This is a genomic window from Streptomyces sp. NPDC107581, assembly GCF_055657175.1.
The window spans coordinates 623,117-649,216 of sequence record NZ_JBVKBH010000001.1; the positions used below are offsets into that span (position 1 = coordinate 623,117).

Here is a 26,100-nt window from a genome sequence, read left to right on the forward strand (position 1 = left end):
GTCCCTGCCTCCCCATCCGTTGCACGCTGTCCGACGCCGAAACCAATTGTGCCCACAGTCCGCCGCTATGCACGACACGCGGCGGCGGACGATGGTTGTGCGCCTACCCCCGCCTCAGCGACCCAGACGCCCGCGGACCATCCCCACGAGCGAGTTGAGTTCCTCGATCCGCATCCGGCGGGCGGCGACGAAGAAGACGCCGACCAGCACCGCACCACCGGCGACCAACGCGGCGAAGGAGCCGATGACGCCCTGGCCGAGCGTGTGGCCGATGCCGTAGCAGGCCGCGCCGCTGAGCAGGGCCGCCGGTACCGAGGCGATGCCTAGCCGGGCGTAGGTCCGCAGCACCCGTGTGCCGTCCAGATCGCCGCCCAGCCGCTGGGACAGCCGCCGCCAGGCGACGCCCACACCGATCGCGTAGGCGAGGCCGTACGCGGCGGCCATGCCGGCCACCGCCCAGCGGGTCGGCAGCAGGAAGTAGCAGAGCGCGGAGGCGCCCGCGTTGACCGCAGCCACGATGACGGTGTTGTAGAAGGGGGTGCGGGTGTCTTCGTAGGCGTAGAAGGCACGCAGGACGACGTACTGCACGGAGTACGGGATCAGGCCCAGGCCGAAGGCCATCAGCATGTAGCCCATGTTGGTGGCTTCGCTGGTGCCCGAGGAGCCGAAGATCAGCGTGCACATCGGGATGCCGAGCGCGACGAAGCCGAAGGCGATGGGGACGATGGCGACAGCGGTCGTCCTCAGGCCCTGGGAGATGTCGTCACGGACGGCGCCGCTGTCACCCTCGGCGGCCGAGCGCGAGATGCGCGGCAGCAGCGCGGCCATCAGGGACACCGTGATGATGGCCTGCGGCAGGCCCCAGATCAGCTGGGCGTTGGCGTAGGCGGCGAAGCCGGTGCCGTCGATGTGGGAGTGCTTGCCGGCGGCGGTGGACAGCTGAGTGACGACGATGGCGCCGGCCTGGTTGGCGAGCACGAAGAGCACGGTCCACTTGGCGAGCGTCGCCGCCTTGCCCAGGCCGTGGCCCTTCCAGTCGAAACGCAGGCGCAGCCGGAATCCGGTCTCGCGCAGGTACGGGATCATCGCCAGAGCCTGGACGACGAGACCGAGGAGGATACCGACGCCGAGAAGGCGCTGGGCCTCCGGCGGGATGTTCGTGACCTTCATCCCGGAGTCGGCCGCGGTGCCGTACACCCAGATGAACATGCCGAGCGTCACGATGATGACGATGTTGTTGAGGACCGGGGTCCACATCATCGCGCCGAACTTCCCGCGGGCATTGAGGATCTGCCCCATCACCACGTGGACGCCCATGAAGAAGATCGAGGGAAGGAAGTAGCGGACGAAGGTGATGCCGACCTGGTTGGCCGCCGGATCGTCCGCCACCGACGGGGACAGCGCGTGGATCAGCAGCGGTGCGGCCACGACCCCGAGCACGGTGAGCGCGCCGAGCGCCACCATCACCAGGGTCAGAAGCCGGTTGGCGTACGCCTCGCCGCCGTCGTCGTCCTCCTTCATCGAGCGCACCAGCTGCGGTACGAAGACCGAGTTGAGGCCGCCGCCGACGGTCAGGATGTAGATCATCGTCGGCAGCTGGTAGGCGACCTGGAAGGTGTCGCCGAGCACACCGACACCCAGTGCCGAGACGATCAGCGCGGAGCGGACGAACCCGGTGAGGCGGGAGACCATCGTGCCGGCCGCCATGACGGCGCTGGACTTGAGCAGCCCGGAGGCGCGCCCGCCCTTCTTCGCGGCCGGAGCCGCGGGCGCGGAGACCTCGGATGCACCGGTGGGCTCAGGGGCCGCGGCCGGGGCCGGTACGGGGGGCTGCACCGGGTTTCCGGCTGTGGGGCCACCGGCCTGGTAGGGCGACTCGGAGTAGTGGCCCGCATACTGCGGGTTCTGGGTGTGCGGCGGCGCCGGGTACGGGGTCACGGAGCCCTGACCGACACCCGGTGCGGCGGCCGGGCCGGGGACGGCCGGGGGATTCACCGGCGCGGGCGCCCCGCCCTGCTGCTGGTCCCGGAAGAGGTGTGCGAAGGCATCCGGCTGGTGGTACTCCTCGCCGGAGTGCGTGACCAGGTCGTCCACGCCCACGAACTGGGTCGTGCGGGGGTCGTCGCCGTACGGCAGGTACTGGCTCGCGCCGTCGGGCTCCGGCGCCGGGGTCTGCGCCCACACGCGCGGATCGGGCGCGTACGGCGACTGGGCCGGCGGAGCGTACATCGGCTGCTGCTGCTCGTATGAGCCCGCGGGCGGCGGCGGGTGCGCGGCACGGTCGTAGAGCGCCTCGGCGACCGGGTCCTGGGCAGTCAGATCGTGCGCCCGGTAGGGGTCCTGGTCGTAGGCGTCCTGGAGGTACATGTCCGCCGGGTGCTGCGGCGGCGTCTGACCGGGCCCGGGCGGCGGCTCGGGGTAGCCCGAGTCGGCCGCGCCCTGGCCGCGTTCACCGTCGTACGGCGCGTTCATGGTTACCCCACCTCATCGTCCCGGGCCACACCGGCCACGACATCGCTCAACGGTCCACTCTCTCACCCGTCCCGGACGGGTCGGCGCTTTCCGGTGCGGTGTCCGGTGCAGGGTCACTCGGCTGCCCCGGGGCGTCTGCCCCGGAGGAGGCATCGGACTCCTCCGGGAGACGGTCTCCGGGGCTGCCGGGGTTCCCGGGGCCGTCGGGGGTGCCCTCTCCCGCCGGGTCGGGGCCGTCGTCCTCGGCCTGCCGGGCGGCCGCCCGCTTGCGCTGGGTGTACATCCGGAACCCGGCGAGGACCAGGAGGAGCACGCCGCCGCCGATGACCAGCATGACCGTGGGCGTGACCTCGGTGACCTTCACGTCGAAGCTGACGGGCTGGCCGTACTCCTGGCCGTCCTCGGTGAAGAGCTGTGCGGTGACCGTGACCCGGCCGTTGGCATTGGCCGCGGTGGTGAACTTCACGGACTGACTGTGTCCGCCGGACACCTCGACGCGCTGCTCCTCGTAGGCCTTGCCGCCGATCTTGAGGCGGGTGGGCATGGCCGAGGTGAGCCGCAGAACCAGATGGCCCACGGGCTGGACGAGGTTGTTCTGGACGGTGACCGGGATGGTGGCGCTGCGCCCGGAGAGCTTCGTCTCGGACTTGTCGATCAGCTTGACCTGGTCGATGAGTTCGTCGAGCCAGTCCTCGACGCCGGCGCGGAAGCCGTCCGCCTCCCCGCTCCGGCCCCGCCACGACGTGGACATCTCACGGTTTATGGCTCGCCCGAACGGCGTGACCACGCGGGACTGGTCGCTGAGGATCACCTTGAAGTTGTCGAGCTTGTCCTGGGTGCGCGCGATCTGTTCGAAGGCCGTCCCCGGGAGCTCCCGCTTGCGCAGCGAGGACGGGTACACGGACGTCGACGGGATGCGCGTGGTGGCATCCGGGTCGGGCTTGGCCTTGGCGGTCGCGGTCAGGTCCTGTGCCTGGGACCAGGTCCCGCCCTGGAGCGCCTTCAGCGCCGCCGCCATCGCCTGGGCCTGGCTCGCCGAGGGCATGCGCTGCGGGGCGACGACGATGCTGCGCTGCTGGTCCGTCTGCGCGGTCACCTCAAGGCTCTGCGCCAGGAACTGCTGGACGGCGAGCGTGGCCGAGTCCGCCTTGGTCAGATCTCCCTCGAAGGACGTGGACAGCCGGGCATCGGCGACCACCGCGGTCGTACCGCCACCGATGGGCCGGGCGGCGGAGGGGGTGTAGGACAGCCCGGCGGTCTCCTGGAGGCTGTCGCTGCGGGCGATCACCCGGTCGGCGCCGGCGGAGGTGGCGACCTTGATGATCGACGGATCGACGGCGCCTTCCACCGGCCAGGCGAAGTCGGTCGTCGGTGTGACGTGAAGCACGGTCTTCACGGTGGTGGCGGCGACGTCGGTGGCGTCCTTGAGGTGGCTGAGCGAGCCGGTGACGCGGGTGCCGTTGTGCGCGAGGGAGGCCAGGTCCGGGTCGGCGTAGGGGAGCGCGACGACCTCCTTGCCCGCTACGGCCTTCTGCAGGCCCGCCAGCCACTGCTTGGCGACCGCCTGATGGGTGCCGGCCGTGGTGGTGCCGTCGTCGTTCTGAACGCGGTAGTTGCCCGCCATCGCGTCCACCGAAGCCAGCAGGTCCGGGTCGATCACCCAGGTGACATCGAGGTCCTTGCCCAGCTCCAGCATCTGCGCCAGCCGGCCGCCCGGCGCGATCTCCTTGGCCAGGTCGTCGTTGAGGAAGACCGGCGTCTGCAGCTCACCGGCGCCAGTCTTGGCCGTCATATGGGCCGTGGAGATCAGCGGCCACAGGAACGTCGTCTTCGTCTTCGTGTCAGCCTCGGACGGCTGCCACGGCAGGAAGGTCCGCTGGATGCCGAGCACCTGGTCCCAGGGCTGCGCAGACGTCTGACCGGACAGCGAGACACCGAACTGGTAGACGCCGTCCTCGCCGAGGTCCAGCTTGTCCACCGGCACGGAGATGCTGAAGTGCTCGGCGATCCCCGGAGCCAGCTTGGGGAAGTTCTCCACATACTTCCCGCCGACCTCGGCGCCGGTGCCGCCCTGGAGATCGTCGGAATGCCGGGCGATACCGTCGATCGCCGACCGGGTGTTCAACAGGGGACCCACACGCAGACCGACGTGGGCGCCGGTGACGGACTGCTTGCCGTTGTTGGTCACCGTGCCGGACACCGTCAGCGTGTCCCCGTCGGTGGGGGCGCTGGGGCTGAGCGAGTCCACGGCGACGGATACGGTGTCCGAGGTGGCGGCCTGCGCGGGCGCTGCAGCGGGCAGCTGAAGCAGCCCGGCCAGCAGGGGCGCCCCGGCGAGCAGTGCTCCGGTGCGCCGGACCCACCGGCGGGCAGGTGAGGGACTGATCCCCTGGAAGTCTGCCGCCTCGGCCACGCGCTCGTCCGTCCCTCGTCGTCTTCAGTGGTCGTCGGAATGTGCGTCCACGCATGGTAACGATGCGCGCCGAGGGGAAGTGCCGCGGTCTGCCTCACAAGATCGGTAGCCGGCGACCACGCGTCCTCTATATCCAGTATCGAGCGGACAGCGGCGGTGTACGTCACAAGGGCAGCGCTTGTGCGGGTATGGCTGGAGGGGTCCGCGCCCGCGTAATGGAGGCGCCCCCGGTCGCCCGGGCCACGTACCCTGTTCTGTTGTGCCGAACCCCAACGAAGACACTCCCTCTGCCCTGAGCCAGGCGCAGCAGCGCGCGGTGAGCGAGCTGCTGCGGGTGGCTCCCGTTGCCGATGACCTCGCCCGCCGATTCCAGGAGGCCGGGTTCTTGCTCGCCCTGGTCGGCGGCTCGGTCCGGGACGCGCTGCTCGGCCGGCTCGGCAACGATCTGGACTTCACCACCGACGCGCGGCCCGAGGACGTACTGAAGATCGTGCGGCCATGGGCGGACGCCGTCTGGGAGGTCGGGATCGCCTTCGGCACGGTCGGCGCGCACAAGGGCGGCTACCAGATCGAGATCACCACCTACCGGTCGGAGGCGTACGACCGCACCTCGCGCAAGCCCGAGGTGTCCTACGGCGACTCCATCGAGGAGGATCTGGTCCGGCGCGACTTCACGGTCAACGCCATGGCCGTGGCGCTGCCGGAGAAGGAGTTCATCGACCCGCACGGCGGCCTCGAGGACCTCGCGGCCCGGATGCTGCGCACCCCCGGCACACCTGAGGAGTCCTTCTCGGACGATCCGCTGCGGATGATGCGGGCCGCCCGGTTCGCCGCCCAGCTGGACTTCACGGTCGCCCCCGAGGTCGTCACCGCGATGTCGGAGATGGCCGGGCGGATCGAGATCGTCTCCGCCGAGCGGGTCCGGGACGAGGTGAACAAGCTCGTCCTCTCCGCGCACCCGTGCAAGGGACTGACCCTGCTGGTCGACACCCGCCTCGCCGACCACGTGCTTCCGGAGCTGCCGGCCCTGCGCCTGGAGCGTGACGAGCACCACCGGCACAAGGACGTCTACGAGCACACCCTGATCGTGCTGGAGCAGGCGATCGCCCTGGAACAGGACGGTCCCGACCTCACCCTGCGTCTGGCCGCGCTGCTGCACGACATCGGCAAGCCGCGCACGCGCCGCTTCGAGAAGGACGGCCGGGTCTCGTTCCACCACCATGAGGTGGTCGGCGCGAAGATGACCAAGAAGCGCATGACCGCCTTGAAATACTCCAACGAACTGGTGAAGGACGTCTCGCAGCTGGTCGAACTGCACCTCCGGTTCCACGGATACGGCACCGGGGAGTGGACGGACTCGGCGGTCCGCCGCTACGTCCGTGACGCCGGCCCGCTGCTGGACCGCCTGCACAAGCTGACGCGTTCCGACTGCACCACGCGGAACAAGCGCAGGGCGGCCGCGCTGTCACGGGCCTACGACGGCCTGGAGGGCCGCATTGCCGAGCTGCAGAAGAAAGAGGAGCTGGACGCCATCCGCCCGGACCTCGACGGCAACCAGATCATGGAGATCCTGGGCGTCGGGCCGGGCCCCGTCATCGGCAAGGCGTACAAGCACATGCTGGAGCTGCGCCTGGAGCACGGCCCGATGGAGTACGACGCGGCAGTGGCGGCCCTCAAGGAGTGGTGGACCGAACAGAGCTGAGGCCGTGGGACGGGTCATGTTTCACGTGAAACATGAGCGGCCGGACGGTGTCGAGGGGCGATGTTTCACGTGAAACATCGCCCCTCTTGCTGTCCCGCCCTCCGGAGGAAACGTGCCAGAGCTACGGCGACCCCGGCATAGATCAGAGCGACCAGTGCCACCAGCACCGCCGAGCGACCGTCTGGCGGCAGCATCAGGGCGGCGACACCGGCGGCGCCGACGAAGGCCACGTTGAAGAGCACGTCGTAGACGGAGAAGACCCGACCACGGAAGCCGTCCTCGACGGAGGCCTGGACGATCGTGTCCGTGGCGATCTTGGCGCCCTGGGTGATCAGACCCAGAACGAAGGCGGCCACCAGTAGGGGGGCAGTGGCGAAGGGAAGGCCGAGCGCGGGTTCCAGAAGGGCGGCGGAGCCGGAGCACACCACGATCCAGTAGCCGGGGCCGAGCCGGTCCACTGCCCACGGAGTCACCACGGCCGCCGCGAAGAAACCCGCGCCGGACACTGCCAGCGCCAGCCCCAGCAGCCGGAGCCCGACATCGGGGCTCGAGGAGAGGGTGTACCGGCACAGCATGAGCAGCAGGACGAGCAGGGCGCCGTAGCAGAAGCGCATCAGCGTCATCGCGGCCAGCGCCCACACCGCCTTACGCCGTCGGGGTCCAGCCAGATGCCGGACGGCGGCGAGAAGGTCGCGTGCGGTGTCGCTGAGCGCGGTCCGCAGCCGGGGCTGTGACCGTGCCCGGTCGGGGCCGAGCAGGGCGGGCGCCATGCGGAGCGAGGTGAGCCCGGCGCACAAGTAGAGGAAGGCGCCGAGAAGTACCACCGCGGCATCGGATCCCGACGCCACGAGCCGAACGGCGAAGGCAAGGCCGCCGCCCGCGGTCGCGGCGAGCGTGCCCGCTGTGGGAGACAGTGAATTGGCCAGCACCAGACGCTCGGCGTCGACCACGCGCGGCAGGGCGGCGGACAGTCCCGCGAGGATGAACCGGTTGACGGCTGTGACACACAGTGCGGAGACATAGAACAGCCAGTCCGGTACATGGCTGACCATCAGTGCGGCCGTGGCTGCCGCCAGCAGCGCGCGCAGCAGGTTGCCGTACACGAAGACCTGTCGGCGCCGCCAGCGGTCCAGCAGGACGCCCGCGAAGGGGCCGACCAGTGAGTAGGGGAGCAGCAGGACGGCCATCGCCGAGGCGATCGCCGTGGCCGAGGCCTGTTTCTCCGGGGAGAAGACGACATACGCGGCGAGCGCGACCTGGTAGACGCCGTCGGCGCCCTGGGAGAGGAGACGGACGGACAGCAGACGTCGGAAGTCCCGCAGGCGCAGCAGGACGCGCAGGTCACGGACGACGGGCATGGGGCACAGCCTCACACATGCAGAGGGTCCCCGGGTCGGAACCCGGGGACCCTCATAGCCCTGGCAGGAGCGTTCTCTGCGGTGCGCTCAGCACACCGCGCCGTGTCGATCTAGCGCACCGCGCGCTGTCGACCTAGCGCTCGACTTCGCCGCGGATGAACTTCTCGACGTTCTCGCGGGCCTCGTCGTCGAAGTACTGAACCGGCGGGGACTTCATGAAGTACGAGGACGCGGACAGGATCGGGCCGCCGATGCCGCGGTCCTTGGCGATCTTGGCAGCGCGCACGGCGTCGATGATGACACCGGCGGAGTTCGGGGAGTCCCAGACCTCGAGCTTGTACTCCAGGTTCAGCGGGACGTCACCGAAGGCGCGGCCCTCGAGACGGACGTAGGCCCACTTGCGGTCGTCCAGCCAGGCCACGTAGTCGGACGGGCCGATGTGGACGTTCTTCTCGCCGAGGTCCCGGTCGGGGATCTGGGAGGTGACGGCCTGCGTCTTGGAGATCTTCTTGGACTCCAGGCGCTCGCGCTCGAGCATGTTCTTGAAGTCCATGTTGCCGCCGACGTTCAGCTGCATCGTGCGGTCCAGGATGACACCGCGGTCCTCGAACAGCTTCGCCATGACGCGGTGCGTGATGGTGGCGCCGACCTGGGACTTGATGTCGTCACCGACGATCGGCACACCGGCCTCGGTGAACTTGTCCGCCCACTCCTTGGTGCCGGCGATGAAGACCGGGAGGGCGTTGACGAAGGCGACCTTGGCGTCGATGGCGCACTGGGCGTAGAACTTCGCCGCGTCCTCGGAGCCGACGGGCAGGTAGCAGACGAGAACGTCGACCTGCCTGTCCTTGAGGACCTGGACGACGTCGACCGGCTCGGCGTCGGACTCCTCGATGGTCTGGCGGTAGTACTTGCCGAGGCCGTCGTGGGTGTGGCCGCGCTGGACGGTGACACCGGAGGTGGGCACGTCGCAGATCTTGATGGTGTTGTTCTCGGAGGCGCCGATGGCGTCCGCGAGGTCGAGGCCCACCTTCTTGGCGTCGACGTCGAACGCGGCGACGAACTCGACGTCACGGACGTGGTAGTCGCCGAACTGCACGTGCATCAGGCCGGGGACCTTGGACGCCGCGTCGGCGTCCTTGTAGTACTCGACGCCCTGCACCAGCGAGGCGGCGCAGTTGCCCACGCCGACGATGGCTACGCGAACCGAACCCATTCCGGTTGCTCCCTGTGTGTACGAGTGAGGCCCTGAGTGGGTCTCACGTGGCGGTGTCGCCGGGCGTATCCGTCCGGGGGGTGTCCCCGGGACGGGGCAGGCCGCCCGTCGCTCCATGTGTGGTGTCCTGCTGAGCGGACCCCCCGGATGCGGAACCCTTCAGGTCCCGACCGGCCCGCTCGCTCTCGATGAGCTCGTTCAGCCAGCGCACTTCGCGCTCCACGGACTCCATCCCGTGGCGCTGGAGCTCAAGCGTGTAGTCGTCGAGGCGCTCCCGGGTGCGCGCCAGGGAGGCGCGCATCTTCTCCAGGCGCTCCTCCAGGCGACTGCGCCGGCCCTCCAGCACACGCATGCGCACGTCGCGCGACGTCTGCCCGAAGAAGGCGAACCGTGCGGCGAAGTGCTCGTCCTCGTACGCGTCAGGACCGGTCTGCGAAAGAAGCTCCTCGAAGTGCTCCTTACCTTCCGCCGTCAACCGGTAGACGATCTTCGCGCGGCGTCCGGCGAGGGGAGCGGCGAGGGCGTCCTCATGGGTGGTGCCCGGTTCCTCGATCAACCAGCCGTTGGCGACCAGCGTCTTGAGGCAGGGGTACAGGGTTCCGTAGCTGAACGCCCGGAACACACCCAGTGACGTGTTGAGTCGTTTGCGCAGCTCATAGCCGTGCATCGGGGACTCGCGCAGCAGCCCGAGTACGGCGAACTCAAGGATGCCGGAACGCCGGCTCATGCTCGCCTCCTCTCGGTCCGCAGCGTCTTTATCTCGCGCTGATGTATCGACTCGATACATCACGACGATAGAACGGCCTTCCGCACGCGACAAGAGGGAGGACGGTGAACGGGATCACATCACCGATTCGTGGGAGGCGAGTTGCCTGTTTTGGGGTGAACTTCGAGCCTCGACAGGTTTTGGTGGTGCGTAGTCTGTGCGGCATGCAGACCACCGGGAACCAAGTGACGCCTGGGGAGCGTCCTCGTCCCCGGTGCAGTACGGGTGAATGCGAAACCGACCACATCCGTACTTCGGGGGGACCGGAAACCAGCCGCCGTTCCAGGCGCGCAAGGGTGCGCCTGCCCGAGGAGTAATCGTTCGATGAGCGAGCACCGTCGCAAACCGCCGCCGCCGCAGGGAGGCGGACGTGCCGCGGCCCGACGCGGTCAGTCCGGCTCGTCCTCCGGCCGTCGTGCGGCACCGCGAGGCGCCACCGGGTCTTCAGCCGACTCCTATGGTTCCAGTTCCCATGGGTCGGACTCCTACGGCTCCGGGGGTGACGAGCGCCCCTACAACAGTCGTGCCGAGGCCCGGCGGGCGGCACAGAGAGGCAGCGGCCGACGTCGGGCCGCCGACAACGCGGGTCCGGGTGGCCGGCGCGGCGGCCCGGGCGGACCGACGGGTCCCGGGCGCGGCAGAGGCCGCGCGACAACAGGACCTGACAAGAAACGGTTGATCGACTACCCCCGGGCGGGCAAGTACGGCTGGCACCGCTGGGTGCCGTCCTGGAAGCTCGTCACGGGTCTCTTCGTCGGCTTCGTCGGCAGCCTGGTCGCCATGGTGGGCATCGGTTTCGCCATGGTGCAGGTCCCCAACGAGAACATCGCCGCCCAGTCCCAGAACAACGTCTACTACTGGGCCGACAGGTCACAGATGGTGGCCACCGGCACCGGTGTGAACCGCCAGAACGTCACCATCGACAAGATCCCCGATGCCATGCAGTGGGCCGTGATCTCGGCCGAGAACAAGAGCTTCTACCAGGACTCGGGCGTCGACCCCATGGGTATCGCACGAGCCCTGGCCAACATGGCACGAGGCGGTCAGACGCAGGGTGGTTCGACCATCACCCAGCAGTTCGTCAAGAACACGTACCTCAGCCAGGATCAGACGGTCACCCGCAAGTTCAAGGAGATGTTCATCTCCATCAAGGTGGGCACGAAGTTCACCAAGCCGCAGATCCTGCAGGGCTACCTCAACACCTCGTACTACGGTCGGGGCGCCTACGGCATCCAGGCCGCGGCACAGACCTATTTCGGCAAGGACGCCGTCGAGCTCAAGCCGACCGAGTGCGCCTTCCTCGCTGCGCTGCTCAAGGGCCCGACGTACTACGACCCGGCCGGTAATCCGGACCTCGACAAGGCGGCGAGCCAGCAGGCCAACGAGAAGCGCTCCAAGGCGCGCTGGTCCTGGATCCTCGGCGAGATGCACAAGGACAAGCGCCTCACGGACGCCCAGTACCAGGAAGCCATCGCGAAGTACCCCGTACCCGAGGGCCGCAAGGCGACCAAGGGCATGACCGGCCAGATCAGCTACCTGGTGGACACGGCGAAGAAGTACGTCCTTACGCACTCCGACATCACGGAGGCCGAGTTCGACAAGGGCGGCTACCAGATCTACACGACCTTCGAAAAGAAGAAGGTCAACGCTCTGAGCGCGTCCGTGAAGAAGATCCAGAAGGAACGCCTCAACCCGAAGCGGAGCCTGGACAAGTACGTCCAGTTCGGCGCGGCGTCCGTGAAGCCGGCGAACGGTGCGATCGTCGCGCTCTACGGCGGTGACGGCTACGAGAACGGCCACTTCACCAACAACGCCGACACCTCCGGTGTCCCCGTCGGTTCGACGTGGAAGCCGTTCGTGCTGGCCGCGGCCATGGAGTACGGCACGTACAGGTCACCGGGCACGCCGGTCTCGCCGTTGAGCAAGTACAACGGCAACGACCACCTGAAGGTTCTGAACTCGGACGGCTCGTCCTACCTGAACAAGGACAATTCCTTCTTCTTCCAGAACAATGAGAGTCCACACAAATGGGGCTACATCACCTTGCGCAAGGCGATGGAGCAGTCCATCAATACGCCGTTCGTGCAGCTCGGCATGGACGTCGGGATGACGCACGTGCGGGACGTCGCCCGGTCGGCCGGCATTCTCCAGCAGAGCATGTCGGTGGACCTCAACCCGTCGTTCGCCATCGGTACGTCCACTCCGAGCGCGATCCGCATGGCCGACGCCTACGCGACCTTTGCGGCGTCGGGCAAGCAGGCGGATCCGTATTCGGTGACCGAGGTGAAGAAGGACGGCACGGATCAGTCCGGCTTCGAGAAGCCCAAGGTCAAGCAGGCCATGGATGCGGACATCGCCAACAACGTCACGGACGTCCTGCAGAACGTGATCCAGAACGGTACGGGTACGAACGCCAAGGCCCTGGGGCGTACTGCGGCGGGCAAGACCGGTACCACCGACGCGAACAAGTCGGCCTGGTTCGTCGGCTACACCCAGCAGCTGTCGACCTCGGTGGCGATGTTCCGTGAGAATCCCAAGGACCACGAGCTGCTCTCCATGAACGGCACGGCGGGCAAGGACTCCATCCACGGTGGTGACATCCCGACGCTCGTATGGACCGAGTACATGAAGGCTGCGCTGAAGAACGCGAATGACCCCGGTTTCCCGGAGGCCGTCAAGATCGGCAAGGTCCAGGACGAGGCAGGGGCGCCCTCCCCGACCCCGTCGGTCACCATCACGCCGAGCCCGACGCCGAGCAACACTCCGAGCCCGACACCCAGCGTCACGACTCCGTCCCCGACTCCGACGCCCAGTGACTCCTGCCAGTTCGGCTGGGGGAACAACTGCAACGACATCGGCGGCACAGGGAACGGCGGCACCGATGGTGGGACGACACCCACGCCGACAGCCACTGACACCACCGGCACCGGTAACACCAGAGGCAATGGCAACGGAAACGGCAACGGAGGCTTCTTCGCAGGTCAGACCGGCCAGTAAGGCGTTCTGACCGGTTGGCGGTCATTTCGCCCGCCAAGGCTGTTTCACGTGAAACATGGGCCGCCGCACCCACGAGGTGCGGCGGCCCTCGGCGTATTCCTAGACAGGTACGGCAGGATGTGGCCCATGCCCAGTGCAGAGATGACGCCCGCGAGCAAGCACGAGCCCGAGCCCGTGCCGTCCGCCCAGGCGGAACCGGTGCGGCCGACCCGGGAGGACGAGATCGCCGCGGCCGGGAGTGAGCTGATCGGTGGCCCCATCGGGCGTCGCGCCCTGCTCGGGACGTCCTGGTGGACTCCCGTCCGGGTGGTCGCGCTCGTCGCGATCGGCATGTTCGCCCTCGGCCTCATCCAGAAGGCGCCCTGCTACCACAGCGCCTGGTTCTTCGGCGCGAGCTCGCAGTACACGCACGCCTGCTACTCGGACATCCCGCACCTGTACCAGGGCCGCGGGTTCGCCGACGGGCTGGTGCCGTACTTCGACAAACTCCCGGGCGACATGGACTACCTCGAGTACCCGGTGCTGACCGGTGTGTTCATGGAGGTGGCCGCCTGGCTCACGCCGGGCAGCGGCAGCATTCAGCACCAGGAGCAGTGGTACTGGTTCGTCAATGCCGGAATGCTGATGGTGTGCGCGGCCGTCATCGCCGTCTGTGTGACCCGCACCCACCGGCGCCGCCCCTGGGACGGCCTGCTGGTCGCTCTGGCGCCCGCTCTCGCGCTCACCGCCACCATCAACTGGGATCTGCTTGCGGTGGCTCTGACGGCCGCCGCCATGCTGATGTGGTCGCGAGGGCGTGCCCTGGCCTTCGGTGTCCTTCTGGGGCTCGCCACGGCCGCCAAGCTCTATCCGGTCTTTCTGCTCGGTCCGCTCCTGGTGCTGTGCTGGCGGGCCGGCAAATGGCGGGAGTTCTTCCAGGCGGCCGGTGGTGCGGTGGTCGCGTGGCTGGTCGTGAACCTGCCGGTGATGCTCTTCGCCTTCCAGGGCTGGTCGAAGTTCTACACGTTCAGCCATGACCGGGGCGTCGACTTCGGTTCCTTCTGGCTGATCTGGGCGCAGAACTCCAGCAACCCGCCCACCACCGACTTCGTGAACACCGTCGCCACCGTGCTGGTGGTGCTGTGTTTCCTCGGCATCGCGGCACTCGCGCTCACCGCCCCGCGCCGGCCGCGCTTCGCCCAGCTCGCCTTCCTGATGGTGGCGGCCTTCATCGTCACCAACAAGGTCTACTCCCCGCAGTACGTCCTGTGGCTGGTGCCGCTCGCGGTCCTGGCCCGGCCCAAGTGGCGGGACTTCCTGATCTGGCAGGCGTGCGAGGTGGCGTACTTCCTGGGGATCTGGATGTACCTCGCCTATACGACCAGCGGAGACGCCCACAAGGGCCTGCCGACGCAGGGATATCACTCGGCGATCTTGATCCACCTGCTGGGCACGCTGTACCTGTGCGCCGTCGTCGTACGGGACATCCTCATGCCCGAGCGGGATGTGGTGCGCCGGTCCGGGGACGACGACCCCTCGGGCGGGGTGCTCGACGGCGTCGAGGACGTGTTCGTGCTCGGCGCGGCGGCCCGTCCCCCACGGCACGCCACCCCTTTCAGCGGGCCTCAGGTGGACTGGGGAAGGCCGGAACTGCCGCCGTACGGGGAGCGTTCGCTCTGAGTGAACACTCCCCGCGGTGGCCCCTCGATGCCGCCTTCGGCGGGCCTTCGATGCCTCCTTGGTGGGCCTTTGGAGGCCCGGCGGAGGGAGCATGAAGAAGGCCGTACACGAGCGACTCGTGTACGGCCTTTGCGCTTCAGCAGCCCGGACTAGCGGTCCACGATCCGGTCGAACTGCGTGGTGGTGTGCCGAAGGTGGGCGACCAACTCGTCGCCGACATGCGGCTCGGGGGCGTCCGAAGGGACGAACAGGATCGACACCTGCATGTGCGGCGGCTCGGCGAACCAGCGCTGCTTGCCGCCCCAGACGAACGGAGAAAGGTTCCGGTTGACGGTGGCGAGGCCGGCCCGTGCGACGCCCTTGGCACGCGGCATGACGCCGTGCAGGGCCTTCGGGGCCTCCAGGCCCACCCCGTGCGACGTACCGCCCGCCACGACCACCAGGAAGCCGTCAGAGGCCGCCTTCTGCTGCCGGTAGCCGAAGCGGTCACCCTTGGCCACGCGCGTGACGTCCAGGACGGCGCCGTGGTACTCGGTGGCGTCGTGGTCCCCCAGCCACAGCCGCGTGCCGATGCGGGCGCGGAACCGGGTCTGCGGGAACTGCTGCTGCAGCCGGATGAGTTCCTCGGCCTTGAGGTGGCTGACGAACATCGTGTGCAGCGGCAGCCGGGCCGCGCGCAGCCGGTCCATCCAGCCGATGACCTCCTCGACGGCGTCCGAGCCGTCGGTGCGGTCCAGCGGCAGGTGGATGGCGAAGCCCTCCAGCCGGACGTTCTCGATGGCGGCGTGCAGCTGCGGAAGGTCCTGCTCGCTGATGCCGTGCCGCTTCATCGAGGACATCACCTCGATGACGACACGGGCGCCCACCAGGCCGTACACGCCGTCCACGGACGAGACCGAGCGGATCACACGGTCCGGCAGCGGGACGGGCTCCTCACCGCGCCGGTACGGCGTCAGCACCAGCAGGTCACCGCCGAAGAAGTCCTTGATGCGTGCGGCCTCGTACGTGGTGCCGACGGCGAGGACGTCGGTGCCCAGACGCGTGGCTTCCTCCGCCAGGCGTTCGTGTCCGAAGCCGTAGCCGTTGCCCTTGCAGACCGGGACGAGACCCGGGAACTGCTCCTGCACGTGCTTGTGGTGCGCACGCCAGCGCGCGGTGTCGACGTAGAGCGTGAGCGCCATGGCCGGACCCGGAACCTTTCTCGTGGCTGCGGTGAATCAGAGATGTGAAGGCTGTGAAGCCTATGGAATCAAACGCCCGCGGATCAGCGGCGCGACATGTAGATGTCGAGCGCCTTGTGCAGCAGCTTGTTCAGCGGGAAGTCCCACTCGCCCAGGTACTCGGCGGCCTGTCCACCGGTGCCGACCTTGAACTGGATCAGGCCGAACAGGTGATCCGTCTCGTCCAGCGAGTCGGAGATGCCGCGCAGGTCGTAGACGGTGCCGCCGAGCGCATAGGCGTCGCGCAGCATCCGCCACTGCATGGCGTTCGAGGGCCGGACCTCACGGCCGATGTTGTCGGAGGCGCCGTAGGAGTACCAGACGTGTCCGCCCACGATCAGCATGGTCGCGGCGGACAGGTTCACGCCGTTGTGGCGGGCGAAGTACAGCCGCATGCGGTTGGGGTCCTCGGTGTTGAGGGCCGTCCACATGCGCTGGAAGTACGACAGCGGGCGGGGCCGGAAGTGGTCGCGCACAGCCGTGATCTCGTACAGCCGCTGCCACTCGGCCAGGTCCTGGTAGCCGCCCTGGACCACCTCGACACCGGCCTTCTCGGCCTTCTTGATGTTGCGGCGCCACAGCTGGTTGAAGTTCTTGTGGACCTCTTCCAGGGAACGGTTGGCCAGCGGCACCTGGAAGACGTAACGGGGCTGCACGTCGCCGAAGCCGGCGCCGCCGTCCTCGCCCTGCTGCCAGCCCATGCGGCGCAGCTTGTCGGCGACCTCGAAGGCGCGCGGCTCGATGAAGTCGGCCTCCATGTCGCGCAGGCGCTTCACATCGGGGCTCTGGATGCCGCGCTTGATCGTCTCTGCGTTCCAGCGGCGGATGATCACCGGCGGGCCCATCTTCACCGAGAAGGCGCCCTGCTGCTTGAGGTGCGCCAGCATCGGCTGGATCCAGTCGTCCAGATTCGGCGCGAACCAGTTGATGACCGGGCCCTCGGGGAGGTAGGCGAGGTAGCGCTTGATCTTGGGCAGCTGGCGGTACAGGACCAGGCCCGCGCCGACCATTTCGCCCGTGCGCTCGTCGAACCAGCCGAGGTTCTCCGAACGCCACTCAGCCTTTACATCGGCCCAGGCCGGGACCTGCATGTGGCTCGCCGCCGGCAGGCTCTGGATGTAGGCCAGATGCTGCTCGCGGCTGATGGTCCTCAGGGTCAGGCTCATGTCGGGGCGCTCCTCGGGCTGGTGTGTCCCCATGGGTACAGGGGCTCCGGCTCTCGCGCCGAAGCCTACTGCGCCGTGCGAGCGCCCCGACTGGGCGTACGGCACCTTCGCCCCGGCGGCGGGCCGACGAGGCGTTTTCACGGTGTCCGGACAGGTGCCGCAGGGGCGGCGTCCGGATGGTGCGGGACCGCCGGCCGGGAGGGTCAGCCGATGAGCCCGCCGAACAGCCCGCCGTGTGCCATGCCGATCATGAAGCCGATTCCGGAGGCACCGAGACCCAGGATCAGGCCGGTCCGCTCACGCGTGGTCTCCGAGATCCACTGTCCGTACGCGCCGACGAGGATTCCCAGCAGACCGGTCCACGACGTGAGCAGGTGAAGGCCGTGGAAGAAGGACGTGATGAAGGCGATCAGGCCCAGGACCAGCGTCACCGCCATCAGAGTGTCCTGGAGCGGACGGACCTTGCCGTCGGTGGCGAAGAGGGATCCGGCCGTATTGGGTCGCAATGCCTGTGTCATGAGGCACCTCCTGCGGATCGCGGCGCACAGTAGCGCCTTACACACCCGATGTGTACAGACTGACGGCCTCCACCGCCGGATTTCAACCGGAAGCGGGTGTGCAGGTAGTCTGTACCGTCTGCACCGGTGTCTGCCCATGCCCTTACAGGTCATGCGGGGATTCCCAGCGGAGCCCCCCGACTGTCAGTGGTGGCCGATACCGTTGCGTACGCATCACAACCCTCCTGCCACGGAACGACCGTGGCCGCTGAGTCCAAAGGAGGTGGGTTCCACATGCGTCACTACGAGGTGATGGTCATCCTCGACCCCGATCTGGAGGAGCGCGCTGTCGCCCCCCTGATCGAGAACTTCCTCGCCGTCGTCCGTGAGGGCAACGGCAAGGTCGAGAAGGTCGACACCTGGGGCCGTCGTCGTCTCTCGTACGAGATCAAGAAGAAGCCCGAGGGCATCTACTCGGTCATCGACCTGCAGGCCGAGCCTGCGGTCGTGAAGGAGCTCGACCGCCAGATGAACCTGAACGAGTCGGTCCTCCGGACCAAGGTCCTCCGCCCCGAGACCCACTGAGCTCTTCCGCTCAGCTGATCTCGGGATTCGAGTAGCAGCAAGCAGCCAGCAGCAAACCCGCCGAGAGGTTCCCCCATGGCAGGCGAGACCGTCATCACGGTCGTCGGCAATCTTGTCGATGACCCCGAGCTGCGCTTCACCCCGTCCGGTGCGGCGGTCGCGAAGTTCCGCGTCGCGTCCACTCCCCGCACCTTCGACCGTCAGACCAACGAGTGGAAGGACGGCGAGAGCCTCTTCCTGACCTGCTCGGTCTGGCGTCAGGCGGCGGAGAACGTCGCCGAGTCGCTCCAGCGTGGCATGCGCGTCATCGTGCAGGGCCGGCTGAAGCAGCGGTCCTATGAGGACCGTGAGGGCGTCAAGCGCACGGTCTACGAGCTGGACGTCGAGGAAGTCGGCGCCAGCCTCCGCAACGCCACGGCCAAGGTCACCAAGACCGCCGGTGGCGCTCGCGGTGGCCAGGGTGGTTACGGCGGCGGTGGCGGCCAGGGTGGCGGCGGCTGGGGCGGCGGCTCCGGCGGTGGCCAGCAGGGCGGCGGCGCTCCGGCCGACGACCCGTGGGCTTCCGGCGCTCCCGCCGGTGGCCAGCAGGGCGGCGGCGGTGGCGGCGGTGGCGGCGGCTGGGGTGGAAACTCCGGCGGCGGCCAGCAGGGCGGCGGCTACTCGGACGAGCCCCCCTTCTAAGGGCTCGCATCCCCACTTCTTGATCACACAGGAGAAACACCATGGCGAAGCCGCCTGTGCGCAAGCCTAAGAAGAAGGTCTGCGCTTTCTGCAAGGACAAGGTCACGTACGTGGACTACAAGGACACGAACATGCTGCGGAAGTTCATTTCCGACCGCGGCAAGATCCGTGCCCGCCGCGTGACCGGCAACTGCACGCAGCACCAGCGTGACGTCGCCACGGCCGTCAAGAACAGCCGTGAGATGGCGCTGCTGCCCTACACCTCCACTGCGCGATAAGGGAAGGGTGACCGACACATGAAGATCATCCTCACCCACGAGGTCTCCGGCCTCGGTGCCGCGGGCGACGTCGTCGACGTCAAGGACGGTTACGCTCGCAACTACCTGATCCCGCGGAAGTTCGCTATCCGCTGGACCAAGGGTGGCGAGAAGGACGTGGCGCAGATCCGCCGCGCCCGCAAGATCCACGAGATCCAGACCATCGAGCAGGCCAACCAGGTGAAGGCCCAGCTCGAGGGCGTGAAGGTTCGTCTGGCAGTCCGCTCTGGCGACGCCGGCCGTCTCTTCGGTTCCGTCACCCCGGCCGACATCGCTTCCGCGATCAAGGCTTCCGGTGGCCCCGAGGTCGACAAGCGCCGCATCGAGCTGTCCGCCCCGATCAAGACCCTGGGCGCCCACGAGACGTCCGTGCGTCTGCACCCCGAGGTTGCCGCCAAGGTCAACGTCGAGGTCGTCGCGGCCTGATCGCCGCATGATCGCTGCGCTCGCTTGAGCCGGTGAAAGGGGCCGCACTCTTGACGGGGTGCGGCCCCTTCCCATGCCCGAGGTGGCTGCGGCCCGCTCACGTTTCACGTGAAACGGTCACCGCGTCGCGCCCGTCACGATCCAGCGTCCCGATCGGGCGCGCAGCCATAGGGTTGCCATCCTGACCGTCATCATGAGCGTCATGGCTGCCCACAGCGCGGTGAGTCCTCCGCCAAGCGTGGGGACGAGCAGTGCCACAGGCGAGAACACCGCCAAGGTGATCACCATGGCCCAGGCCAGGTACGGTCCGTCGCCGGCACCCATCAGGACACCGTCCAGGACGAAGACGATGCCGCAGATGGGCTGCGAGAGAGCCACCATCAGTAAGGCAGGCAGCGCGGTGTCCTTGACCACGGAGTCACCGGTGAACAGCGGCAGGAACAGCGGCCGGGCGGCCACCACGAGCAGGCCCAGTACGACTCCGGCGGCGATGCCCCACTGGACCATACGACGGCAGGCCTCGCGGGCGCCGTGGGCGTCGTCAGCACCCAGGTAGCGGCCGATGATGGCCTGTCCGGCGATGGCGATGGCGTCGAGGACGAAGGCCAGCAGGCTCCACAGGGACAGGATGATCTGATGGGCGGCGATGTCGGCGTCGCCGAGGCGCGCAGCGACGGCCGTGGCGATCATCAGGATCGTGCGCAGGGACAGGGTGCGGACGAGCAGAGGGACTCCGGCCTGCGCCGAAGCCCGGATGCCGGCGGTGTCCGGACGCAGGGATGCACCGTGCCGCCGGGCGCCGCGGACGACGACGCTCAGGTAGACGGCTGCCATGGCGCACTGGGCGATGACGGTGCCCCAGGCCGAGCCGGCGATGCCGAGCCCGGCGCCGTAGACGAGACCCGCGTTGAGGCCGGCGTTGGCGACGAAGCCCCCGACGGCGACGTACAGCGGGGTCCTGGTGTTCTGCAGACCGCGCAGCACACCGGTGGCGGCGAGGACGACCAGCATGGCCGGGATACCGAGTGCGGAGATGCGCAGATACGTCGTGGCGTAGGGGGCCGCGGTGGCGGACGCACCGAAGAGGTCCACGATGCCCGGGGCCAGAGGGAGGACGAGGGCGATGACCGCCCCACCGAGGAGCAGTGCCAGCCAGATGCCGTCCATGCCCTGGCGGATGGCTGCCTGAAGATCGCCGGCTCCGACGCGTCGGGCAACGGCTGCCGTGGTGGCGTAGGCGAGGAAGACGAAGACACTCACCGCGGTGGTGAGAAGGGCTGAAGCCACACCCAGGCCGGCGAGTTGGGCGGTCCCTAGGTGGCCGACGATCGCGCTGTCCGCCATGACGAAGAGAGGCTCGGCGACGAGTGCGCCGAAGGCCGGGACGGCCAGCGCGACTATCTCTCGGTCGTGCCGCCGTCGGGTGGCCTGGGGTATCGCAGGAGCCTGTGTCATGAGCATCAATCTAATCGTCCACAGGTAAGAGATGCAATTGCCTTATGCCCCTTACTCTCGGTCTCGGCCCGTGCACTTTCGTGCACCGTTCGAAGCGATCTTGAGCCGACCGGGGAAGTTTTTCTTCTGCACAGCCGGTGGACGGTAAAGGTGCAGGTCAGGGCGGTCGTCCTGGTAGGATCGAGGGCTTGTTCACAGCGCTGTCCACCGGGTCGTGCACAGGTTTCGGCGGGTTCTCCACAGCATCGGGGCCGTCGTCCACATGGCCTGTGGATAACCAGATTGGCTGACGGTGCCGCGGGGCCTACCGTGGTCCGGCGCCCGCTCCTGTCCTCGACCCGGTAAACGTCACAAAACCGACGCGTCAGAAGCGGAGTTGGGCCTCTCGATTTGTCAGTGTCGTGCCGTACAAAAGAGACCACGGCGAGGTCCGCCGTGCGGACGGGAGGAGGTTGCTCGGTGAGCATTTCCGAGCCCTTGGACGATCCGTGGGCGGACAGCGGGCCCAGCGATCGTCTGCCGGCCTCCCGTCGGCGGAGTGATGTCGGCCGTGGCCGTGACGAACAGCACGACCGGGGCCGGGAGAACGGCGCCTGGGACGGCGGAGGCTCCTCCTTCGAGCGGGTGCCGCCGCAGGACCTGGACGCCGAGCAGTCCGTCCTGGGCGGCATGCTGCTGTCCAAGGACGCCATCGCCGACGTGGTCGAGATCCTCAAGGGCCACGACTTCTACAAGCCCGCGCACGAGACGATCTACCAGGCGATCCTCGACGTCTACGCGAAGGGCGAGCCGGCCGACCCCATCACCATCGCCGCCGAGCTCACCAAGCGCGGCGAGATCAACAAGGTCGGCGGCGCCTCGTACCTCCACACCCTCGTCCAGACGGTGCCGACGGCGGCGAACGCCGAGTACTACGCGGAGATCGTCCACGAGCGGGCCGTTCTGCGCCGCCTGGTCGAGGCCGGCACCCGCATCACGCAGATGGGATACGCGGCCGACGACGACGTCGACGAGATCGTCAACCGCGCCCAGGCCGAGATCTACGCCGTCACCGAGCAGCGCACCAGCGAGGACTATCTGCCGCTCGGCGACATCATGGAGGGTGCCCTCGACGAGATCGAGGCGATCGGCTCGCGCAGTGGCGAGATGACCGGCGTGCCCACCGGATTCACGGACTTCGACTCGCTGACGAACGGTCTGCACCCGGGTCAGATGATCGTCATCGCGGCCCGTCCGGCCATGGGTAAGTCGACCCTCGCGCTGGACTTCGCCCGGGCCGCCTCGATCAAGAACAACCTCCCCAGCGTCATCTTCTCGCTGGAAATGGGCCGCAACGAGATCGCGATGCGTCTGCTGTCGGCCGAGGCACGCGTCGCGCTGCACCACATGCGGTCCGGCACGATGACCGACGAGGACTGGACCCGGCTCGCCCGACGCATGCCCGACGTCTCGGCCGCCCCGCTCTACATCGACGACTCCCCGAACCTGTCGATGATGGAGATCCGGGCCAAGTGCCGGCGTCTGAAGCAGCGCAACGACCTGAGGCTGGTCGTCATCGACTACCTCCAGCTGATGCAGTCCGGCGGCTCCAAGCGCGCCGAGAGCCGTCAGCAGGAGGTCTCGGACATGTCCCGTAACCTCAAGCTCCTCGCGAAGGAGCTGGAGCTCCCCGTCATCGCGCTCTCCCAGCTGAACCGTGGTCCCGAACAGCGCACCGACAAGAAGCCGATGGTCTCCGACCTGCGTGAGTCGGGCTCCATCGAGCAGGACGCCGACATGGTCATCCTGCTGCACCGCGAGGACGCCTATGAGAAGGAGTCCCCGCGTGCGGGCGAGGCCGACCTGATCGTCGCCAAGCACCGAAACGGCCCCACGGCGACGATCACGGTCGCCTTCCAGGGCCACTACTCCCGCTTCGTGGACATGGCCCAGACCTGATCCGGCCGGGTGCAGGGCCTCGGATTCCGTCAGATTCCGTCAGATTCCGTCAGGTTGGAAGAATGCGAGCATTTTCTGGGCGGCGTCCGGCGACGTCAGCAATTCGTGCATGTCCGCGGACATGCGGGCGGCAGCGCTGGTGCGTTCGAACATCTCGCGTTCGTATTCCTTGACGGCGGAGGCGAAGTCGTCCGGGTGCGCGGCCAGCGCGAGACCGAGCAGGGCGCCGTCGAGCAGTGCCATGTTGGCGCCCTGTCCCACCGGCGGCATCAGGTGCGCGGCATCGCCGATCAGCGTGATGCCTGGCGTCGACGGCCAGGTCAGGCCGATCGGGAGAGTGGTGATCGACCGCGGCACGACCGTGTCGTCGCAGGCCGCGATCAGCGCGGTGAACCGTGAGTCCCAGCCGGGGAGCAGCTCGATCAGCCGCGCCCGGGCGGCGGCCGGTTCGTCGAGCGGTATCCCGCTGGTGGCGAACCAGTCCTCGGCGGTGTTGTAGAAGCTGAGGCCGATGCGAACGCGGCCGTCGCCGTTGCGCTGGGCCGCCAGGGACAGTCCGTTGCCGAGCACCCAGTAGTTGCCGCGCCCGACCATCGCCGCGAGGCCGGGGTGCGTGCGGTCGATGTCGGGAATGCCGATCTCGACGACGTTCTGGCCGATGTGTTCCGGGCGGGCGTCGGTGAGCAGTGCGCGGACCCGGGACTGCGCGCCGTCCGCGCCGACCAGCAGGTCATACGCCGCACTGCTGCCGTCGGCGAAGTGCAGCAGACCGTTGTCGGCGGACTGGAACGCGTGCCCCCAGCGCACCACGTCTTCGGGGAGCGAATCCAGCAGCAGGTTGCGCAGATCGGCGCGGTCGACCTCGGGTCGCTCGAGCGGGGCGTCGTCGGGTGTGTCCTCCTGGAGCAGCAGGGTGCCGTCCGGCTCGAGAAGACGCATGTCCTGGCCTTCACCACGGGCGATCGCGTGGAACTGGTCCATCAGACCGGCCTCGCGCAGCGCCCGCTGGCCGGAGTGGATGTCGAGCATGCCGCCCTGACCGCGCGCATCGCGTGACGATTCACGTTCGTACACGACGGCGTCGATGCCGTTCACGTGCAGTACCCGGGCAAGGGCCAGGCCGCCCAAGCCGGCTCCGACAATGGCGATGGTCATGATTGCCTCCTTCGATACCTTCAATACCGTCGATACGCCGTACTGGCCGATACACTGTATCGCTCGATGCGATGTATTGTTAGCGGCATGTTGGTGTGGGAGAGGCCGGAGCCACCGAATCGACCCGTGCCGGCCCCGTTGAGCCGGGAACGGATCGTGCGAGCGGCGATCCGGCTGGCCGACGCGGACGGCCTGGATGCGGTGTCGCTGCGCAAGGTCGCCACCGAGCTGGATGTCCGTCCGATGCGGCTGTACGGCTACATCGCCAGCAAGGAGGAGTTGCTCGACCTGATGGTCGACGCCGCCTACGCCGAGATCCGGCCGGTCGGAGACGGCTGGCGGGAGGTGCTCCGGTCCCTTGCCGAAGTCACTCGGCACGCCGCTCACGAGCACGAATGGCTCGCCGATCTGCTGGGCGGCCGGCCCCAGCTGGGGCCGCACGCGCTGGCCAGTGGGGAGACCGTGGTGGCCGCACTGGGCGATGTCGGCGTGGACGCCGTCATGCCGGTGGTCGCCGCAGTCCACGCGTACGTGATCGGTGCGGTGCGTCGGGAGATCGCCGAGCGGCGTGCCGAGCGGGCCACCGGGATGGACGAGAAGCGTTGGCAGGCCTCACTCGGGCCGTATCTGGAGCGGACCTTCGCCACTGGCCGATTCCCCGCGCTGGCCACGGTGGTGCGCGATGCCGCCCACCTGGACGCCGACCACACCTTCCGGATCGGCCTCGACTGCCTGCTCGACGGCATCGAAGCCCGCATCTCAAGGTGACGCGCGGAAGAACCACAGGTCACAGCCCCGTCAGCGTGTGCCGTGCCGCCGTACGGACGGGAACGCCAGTACCACTCCGACCGCGGTCAGCTGCCACAGCACACCGAATCCGAGGAGCCGGTCCGCCCCCACGACGTCCGACACCGGCCCGGCCAACGCCAGCCCGAGCGGCCCCAGGGCGAAGGCACCCAGACCGTCGAACGCACTGACACGTCCGCGGACCTCGGCGGGGATCTCGCGCTGGATGACGGTCGTCACGAGGGTGTTGCACACCGCTGCCCCGGCCCCTGCGAGAAGTGCGGCCGCGGCCACCCAGCCCAGCGGCAGCCTCGCCGCCAACGCCGCCGCCGGAGCTGCCCAACCCGCGGATGCGGCCACGGACCAGACGAGTGCCCGGCGGGGGTTCCAGCCGAGCATCGCCAGGCCGCTGCCGATCGAGCCGATGCCGTACAGGGCCAGCACCAGCCCCCAGGCCCTGGCACCGCCGAGCCGCTGCTGGGCAAGAGCCGGTCCCAGCACCAGGAACGGTGCCCACAGGACGAAGTTGAAGAGGCTGATGTGCAGGGTCGTGATCCACAGCCACGTGCGGGAGGTGAACTCCTTCCAGCCGCGCCCCAGGTCGGTGAACAACCTGTGGCGGGGCGTGGCCGGCTGAGAGAGGGGCAGCCCAGCCAGGGCCAGGACGCTCACGCCGTAGCTGACCGCGTCGACGGCCACCACTGTGCCCGCATCAGAAACAGCGATGAGCAGACCGGCCAGACCCGGACCTGCGACCGAGGCCACAGCCTGGGCGATCTGCAGCAGCGAGTTGGCATCCGCAAGGTCGTCTGCGGGGACGAGGCCGGGCACCAGAGCCGTCAGACCCGGGCTGAACCCTCCCTCACCGATTCCGAAGACCACGGCCAGCGTGACCACTTCCCAGATCCTCGCGCTGTGGGTGAGGAGCAGCACAGCCAGCACGCCCTGGGCGGCCGACCGGAGCAGATCCGCTGTCAGCATGACTGCACGGGCTCCGAGCCGATCGGTGAACACGCCTCCGAGCAGCAGCACGACCAGTACCGCGAGGATCCGCGCCGCCATCACCCCGCCGACGGCGTCGACCCCGCCCCCAGGCAGCTGCAGTACGGCGAAGGTCGTAGCGATCGTGTTCATCCCCGAGCCGAGCAGCGATGTGCCCTGGCCGATGAGGAGGCGGCGGAACCGGGGGCGCCGCAGCGTGCGCAGACGGTTGGCGGCTGTCCGGGGCCCGGATGCAGCAGAAGGGCGGGTCCGAAGGGTCATGGCTCCGCACTGTTCCTCCGCCGAACCA

The 26,100-nt window shown here is 68.4% G+C and carries 20 protein-coding genes; 9 read left to right on the top strand and 11 right to left on the bottom strand.

The genetic code is table 11. The features are described 5' to 3' along the window. Positions 1–114: 114 nt before the first annotated feature. A complete protein-coding gene (murJ, locus tag ACZ7P3_RS02880; RefSeq protein WP_472078584.1) occupies positions 115–2,472 on the bottom strand; it encodes a murein biosynthesis integral membrane protein MurJ in 2,358 nt (785 codons plus the stop codon). Positions 2,473–2,518: 46 nt separating this feature from the next. Then, the gene (locus tag ACZ7P3_RS02885) at positions 2,519–4,885 is read right to left on the bottom strand and encodes a DUF6049 family protein (RefSeq protein WP_472078585.1); all 2,367 of its coding nucleotides are present in this window, start codon (positions 4,883–4,885) and stop codon (positions 2,519–2,521) included. 259 nt (positions 4,886–5,144) lie between these two features. Between ACZ7P3_RS02885 and ACZ7P3_RS02890 the strand changes: the two genes are divergently transcribed. Then, positions 5,145–6,587: a CCA tRNA nucleotidyltransferase gene (locus ACZ7P3_RS02890; protein ID WP_472078586.1), complete on the top strand. Its 1,443-nt coding sequence runs from the start codon at positions 5,145–5,147 to the stop codon at positions 6,585–6,587. A gap of 65 nt (positions 6,588–6,652) precedes the next feature. Here ACZ7P3_RS02890 and ACZ7P3_RS02895 read toward each other — a convergent pair whose 3' ends face one another. From ACZ7P3_RS02895 to ACZ7P3_RS02905, 3 genes are all read right to left on the bottom strand, one after another. Next, positions 6,653–7,945, bottom strand: coding sequence for an MFS transporter (locus ACZ7P3_RS02895; protein WP_472078587.1), 1,293 nt, complete (start codon positions 7,943–7,945; stop codon positions 6,653–6,655). Positions 7,946–8,078: 133 nt separating this feature from the next. Continuing rightward, positions 8,079–9,161 carry an inositol-3-phosphate synthase gene (locus ACZ7P3_RS02900; protein ID WP_472078588.1) on the bottom strand — a complete coding sequence of 361 codons (1,083 nt, stop codon included), beginning with the start codon at positions 9,159–9,161 and terminating at the stop codon, positions 8,079–8,081. A gap of 43 nt (positions 9,162–9,204) precedes the next feature. Further along, positions 9,205–9,888, bottom strand: a complete 684-nt coding sequence (locus ACZ7P3_RS02905) for a PadR family transcriptional regulator (protein ID WP_472078589.1) — start codon at positions 9,886–9,888, stop codon at positions 9,205–9,207. Positions 9,889–10,251: 363 nt separating this feature from the next. On the opposite strand from ACZ7P3_RS02905, the gene ACZ7P3_RS02910 reads away from it, so the two are divergent. Continuing rightward, complete coding sequence (locus ACZ7P3_RS02910) at positions 10,252–12,924, top strand: transglycosylase domain-containing protein (protein ID WP_472078590.1); 2,673 nt, start codon at positions 10,252–10,254, stop codon at positions 12,922–12,924. 126 nt (positions 12,925–13,050) lie between these two features. Continuing rightward, positions 13,051–14,583: a glycosyltransferase family 87 protein gene (locus ACZ7P3_RS02915; protein WP_472078591.1), complete on the top strand. Its 1,533-nt coding sequence runs from the start codon at positions 13,051–13,053 to the stop codon at positions 14,581–14,583. A gap of 149 nt (positions 14,584–14,732) precedes the next feature. Here ACZ7P3_RS02915 and ACZ7P3_RS02920 read toward each other — a convergent pair whose 3' ends face one another. From ACZ7P3_RS02920 to ACZ7P3_RS02930, 3 genes are all read right to left on the bottom strand, one after another. Next, entirely contained in the window at positions 14,733–15,764 is a 1,032-nt protein-coding gene (locus ACZ7P3_RS02920; protein ID WP_472078592.1) for an alanine racemase, read from the bottom strand. A gap of 83 nt (positions 15,765–15,847) precedes the next feature. After that, complete coding sequence (gene femX / locus ACZ7P3_RS02925) at positions 15,848–16,969, bottom strand: peptidoglycan bridge formation glycyltransferase FemX (RefSeq protein WP_472078593.1); 1,122 nt, start codon at positions 16,967–16,969, stop codon at positions 15,848–15,850. A 203-nt stretch (positions 16,970–17,172) separates the two neighbouring features. Beyond that, positions 17,173–17,487: a hypothetical protein gene (locus ACZ7P3_RS02930; RefSeq protein WP_472078594.1), complete on the bottom strand. Its 315-nt coding sequence runs from the start codon at positions 17,485–17,487 to the stop codon at positions 17,173–17,175. A 273-nt stretch (positions 17,488–17,760) separates the two neighbouring features. Here ACZ7P3_RS02930 and rpsF point away from each other — a divergent pair, with 273 nt between their 5' ends. The 4 genes from rpsF (at position 17,761) to rplI (ending at position 19,475) form a co-directional block, all read left to right on the top strand. Then, entirely contained in the window at positions 17,761–18,051 is a 291-nt protein-coding gene (rpsF, locus tag ACZ7P3_RS02935) for a 30S ribosomal protein S6 (protein WP_399083134.1), read from the top strand. A gap of 75 nt (positions 18,052–18,126) precedes the next feature. Beyond that, positions 18,127–18,732, top strand: a complete 606-nt coding sequence (locus ACZ7P3_RS02940; RefSeq protein ID WP_472078595.1) for a single-stranded DNA-binding protein — start codon at positions 18,127–18,129, stop codon at positions 18,730–18,732. A 41-nt stretch (positions 18,733–18,773) separates the two neighbouring features. After that, entirely contained in the window at positions 18,774–19,010 is a 237-nt protein-coding gene (gene rpsR, locus ACZ7P3_RS02945) for a 30S ribosomal protein S18 (RefSeq protein ID WP_003949403.1), read from the top strand. An 18-nt stretch (positions 19,011–19,028) separates the two neighbouring features. Then, entirely contained in the window at positions 19,029–19,475 is a 447-nt protein-coding gene (gene rplI, locus ACZ7P3_RS02950) for a 50S ribosomal protein L9 (RefSeq protein WP_472078596.1), read from the top strand. A gap of 117 nt (positions 19,476–19,592) precedes the next feature. Here rplI and ACZ7P3_RS02955 read toward each other — a convergent pair whose 3' ends face one another. Beyond that, positions 19,593–20,930 carry an MATE family efflux transporter gene (locus ACZ7P3_RS02955; RefSeq protein WP_472078597.1) on the bottom strand — a complete coding sequence of 446 codons (1,338 nt, stop codon included), beginning with the start codon at positions 20,928–20,930 and terminating at the stop codon, positions 19,593–19,595. A 459-nt stretch (positions 20,931–21,389) separates the two neighbouring features. Here ACZ7P3_RS02955 and dnaB point away from each other — a divergent pair, with 459 nt between their 5' ends. Continuing rightward, on the top strand, positions 21,390–22,868 hold the full coding sequence (dnaB, locus tag ACZ7P3_RS02960) for a replicative DNA helicase (protein WP_472078598.1): 1,479 nt from the start codon (positions 21,390–21,392) through the stop codon (positions 22,866–22,868). Between the two features lie 39 nt (positions 22,869–22,907). On the opposite strand, the gene ACZ7P3_RS02965 is transcribed toward dnaB, so the two are convergent. Then, positions 22,908–24,023 carry an FAD-dependent oxidoreductase gene (locus tag ACZ7P3_RS02965; RefSeq protein ID WP_472078599.1) on the bottom strand — a complete coding sequence of 372 codons (1,116 nt, stop codon included), beginning with the start codon at positions 24,021–24,023 and terminating at the stop codon, positions 22,908–22,910. Positions 24,024–24,110: 87 nt separating this feature from the next. Between ACZ7P3_RS02965 and ACZ7P3_RS02970 the strand changes: the two genes are divergently transcribed. Further along, positions 24,111–24,791, top strand: coding sequence for a TetR/AcrR family transcriptional regulator (locus tag ACZ7P3_RS02970; protein ID WP_472078600.1), 681 nt, complete (start codon positions 24,111–24,113; stop codon positions 24,789–24,791). A 30-nt stretch (positions 24,792–24,821) separates the two neighbouring features. On the opposite strand, the gene ACZ7P3_RS02975 is transcribed toward ACZ7P3_RS02970, so the two are convergent. Then, positions 24,822–26,072, bottom strand: a complete 1,251-nt coding sequence (locus ACZ7P3_RS02975) for an MFS transporter (RefSeq protein ID WP_472078601.1) — start codon at positions 26,070–26,072, stop codon at positions 24,822–24,824. Between the last annotated feature and the right edge of the window lie 28 nt (positions 26,073–26,100).

Excerpts from the sequence above, each read along its gene's own strand:
- murJ (WP_472078584.1), bottom strand. The coding sequence starts at position 2,472 with ATGAACGCGCCGTACGACGGTGAACGCGGCCAGGGCGCGGCCGACTCG.
- ACZ7P3_RS02895 (WP_472078587.1), bottom strand. The coding sequence starts at position 7,945 with ATGCCCGTCGTCCGTGACCTGCGCGTCCTGCTGCGCCTGCGGGACTTC.
- ACZ7P3_RS02900 (WP_472078588.1), bottom strand. The coding sequence starts at position 9,161 with ATGGGTTCGGTTCGCGTAGCCATCGTCGGCGTGGGCAACTGCGCCGCC.
- ACZ7P3_RS02905 (WP_472078589.1), bottom strand. The coding sequence starts at position 9,888 with ATGAGCCGGCGTTCCGGCATCCTTGAGTTCGCCGTACTCGGGCTGCTG.
- ACZ7P3_RS02910 (WP_472078590.1), top strand. The coding sequence starts at position 10,252 with ATGAGCGAGCACCGTCGCAAACCGCCGCCGCCGCAGGGAGGCGGACGT.
- ACZ7P3_RS02915 (WP_472078591.1), top strand. The coding sequence starts at position 13,051 with ATGCCCAGTGCAGAGATGACGCCCGCGAGCAAGCACGAGCCCGAGCCC.
- ACZ7P3_RS02920 (WP_472078592.1), bottom strand. The coding sequence starts at position 15,764 with ATGGCGCTCACGCTCTACGTCGACACCGCGCGCTGGCGTGCGCACCAC.
- femX (WP_472078593.1), bottom strand. The coding sequence starts at position 16,969 with ATGAGCCTGACCCTGAGGACCATCAGCCGCGAGCAGCATCTGGCCTAC.
- ACZ7P3_RS02930 (WP_472078594.1), bottom strand. The coding sequence starts at position 17,487 with ATGACACAGGCATTGCGACCCAATACGGCCGGATCCCTCTTCGCCACC.
- rpsF (WP_399083134.1), top strand. The coding sequence starts at position 17,761 with ATGCGTCACTACGAGGTGATGGTCATCCTCGACCCCGATCTGGAGGAG.
- ACZ7P3_RS02940 (WP_472078595.1), top strand. The coding sequence starts at position 18,127 with ATGGCAGGCGAGACCGTCATCACGGTCGTCGGCAATCTTGTCGATGAC.
- rpsR (WP_003949403.1), top strand. The coding sequence starts at position 18,774 with ATGGCGAAGCCGCCTGTGCGCAAGCCTAAGAAGAAGGTCTGCGCTTTC.
- rplI (WP_472078596.1), top strand. The coding sequence starts at position 19,029 with ATGAAGATCATCCTCACCCACGAGGTCTCCGGCCTCGGTGCCGCGGGC.
- ACZ7P3_RS02955 (WP_472078597.1), bottom strand. The coding sequence starts at position 20,930 with ATGACACAGGCTCCTGCGATACCCCAGGCCACCCGACGGCGGCACGAC.
- ACZ7P3_RS02965 (WP_472078599.1), bottom strand. The coding sequence starts at position 24,023 with ATGACCATCGCCATTGTCGGAGCCGGCTTGGGCGGCCTGGCCCTTGCC.
- ACZ7P3_RS02970 (WP_472078600.1), top strand. The coding sequence starts at position 24,111 with ATGTTGGTGTGGGAGAGGCCGGAGCCACCGAATCGACCCGTGCCGGCC.
- ACZ7P3_RS02975 (WP_472078601.1), bottom strand. The coding sequence starts at position 26,072 with ATGACCCTTCGGACCCGCCCTTCTGCTGCATCCGGGCCCCGGACAGCC.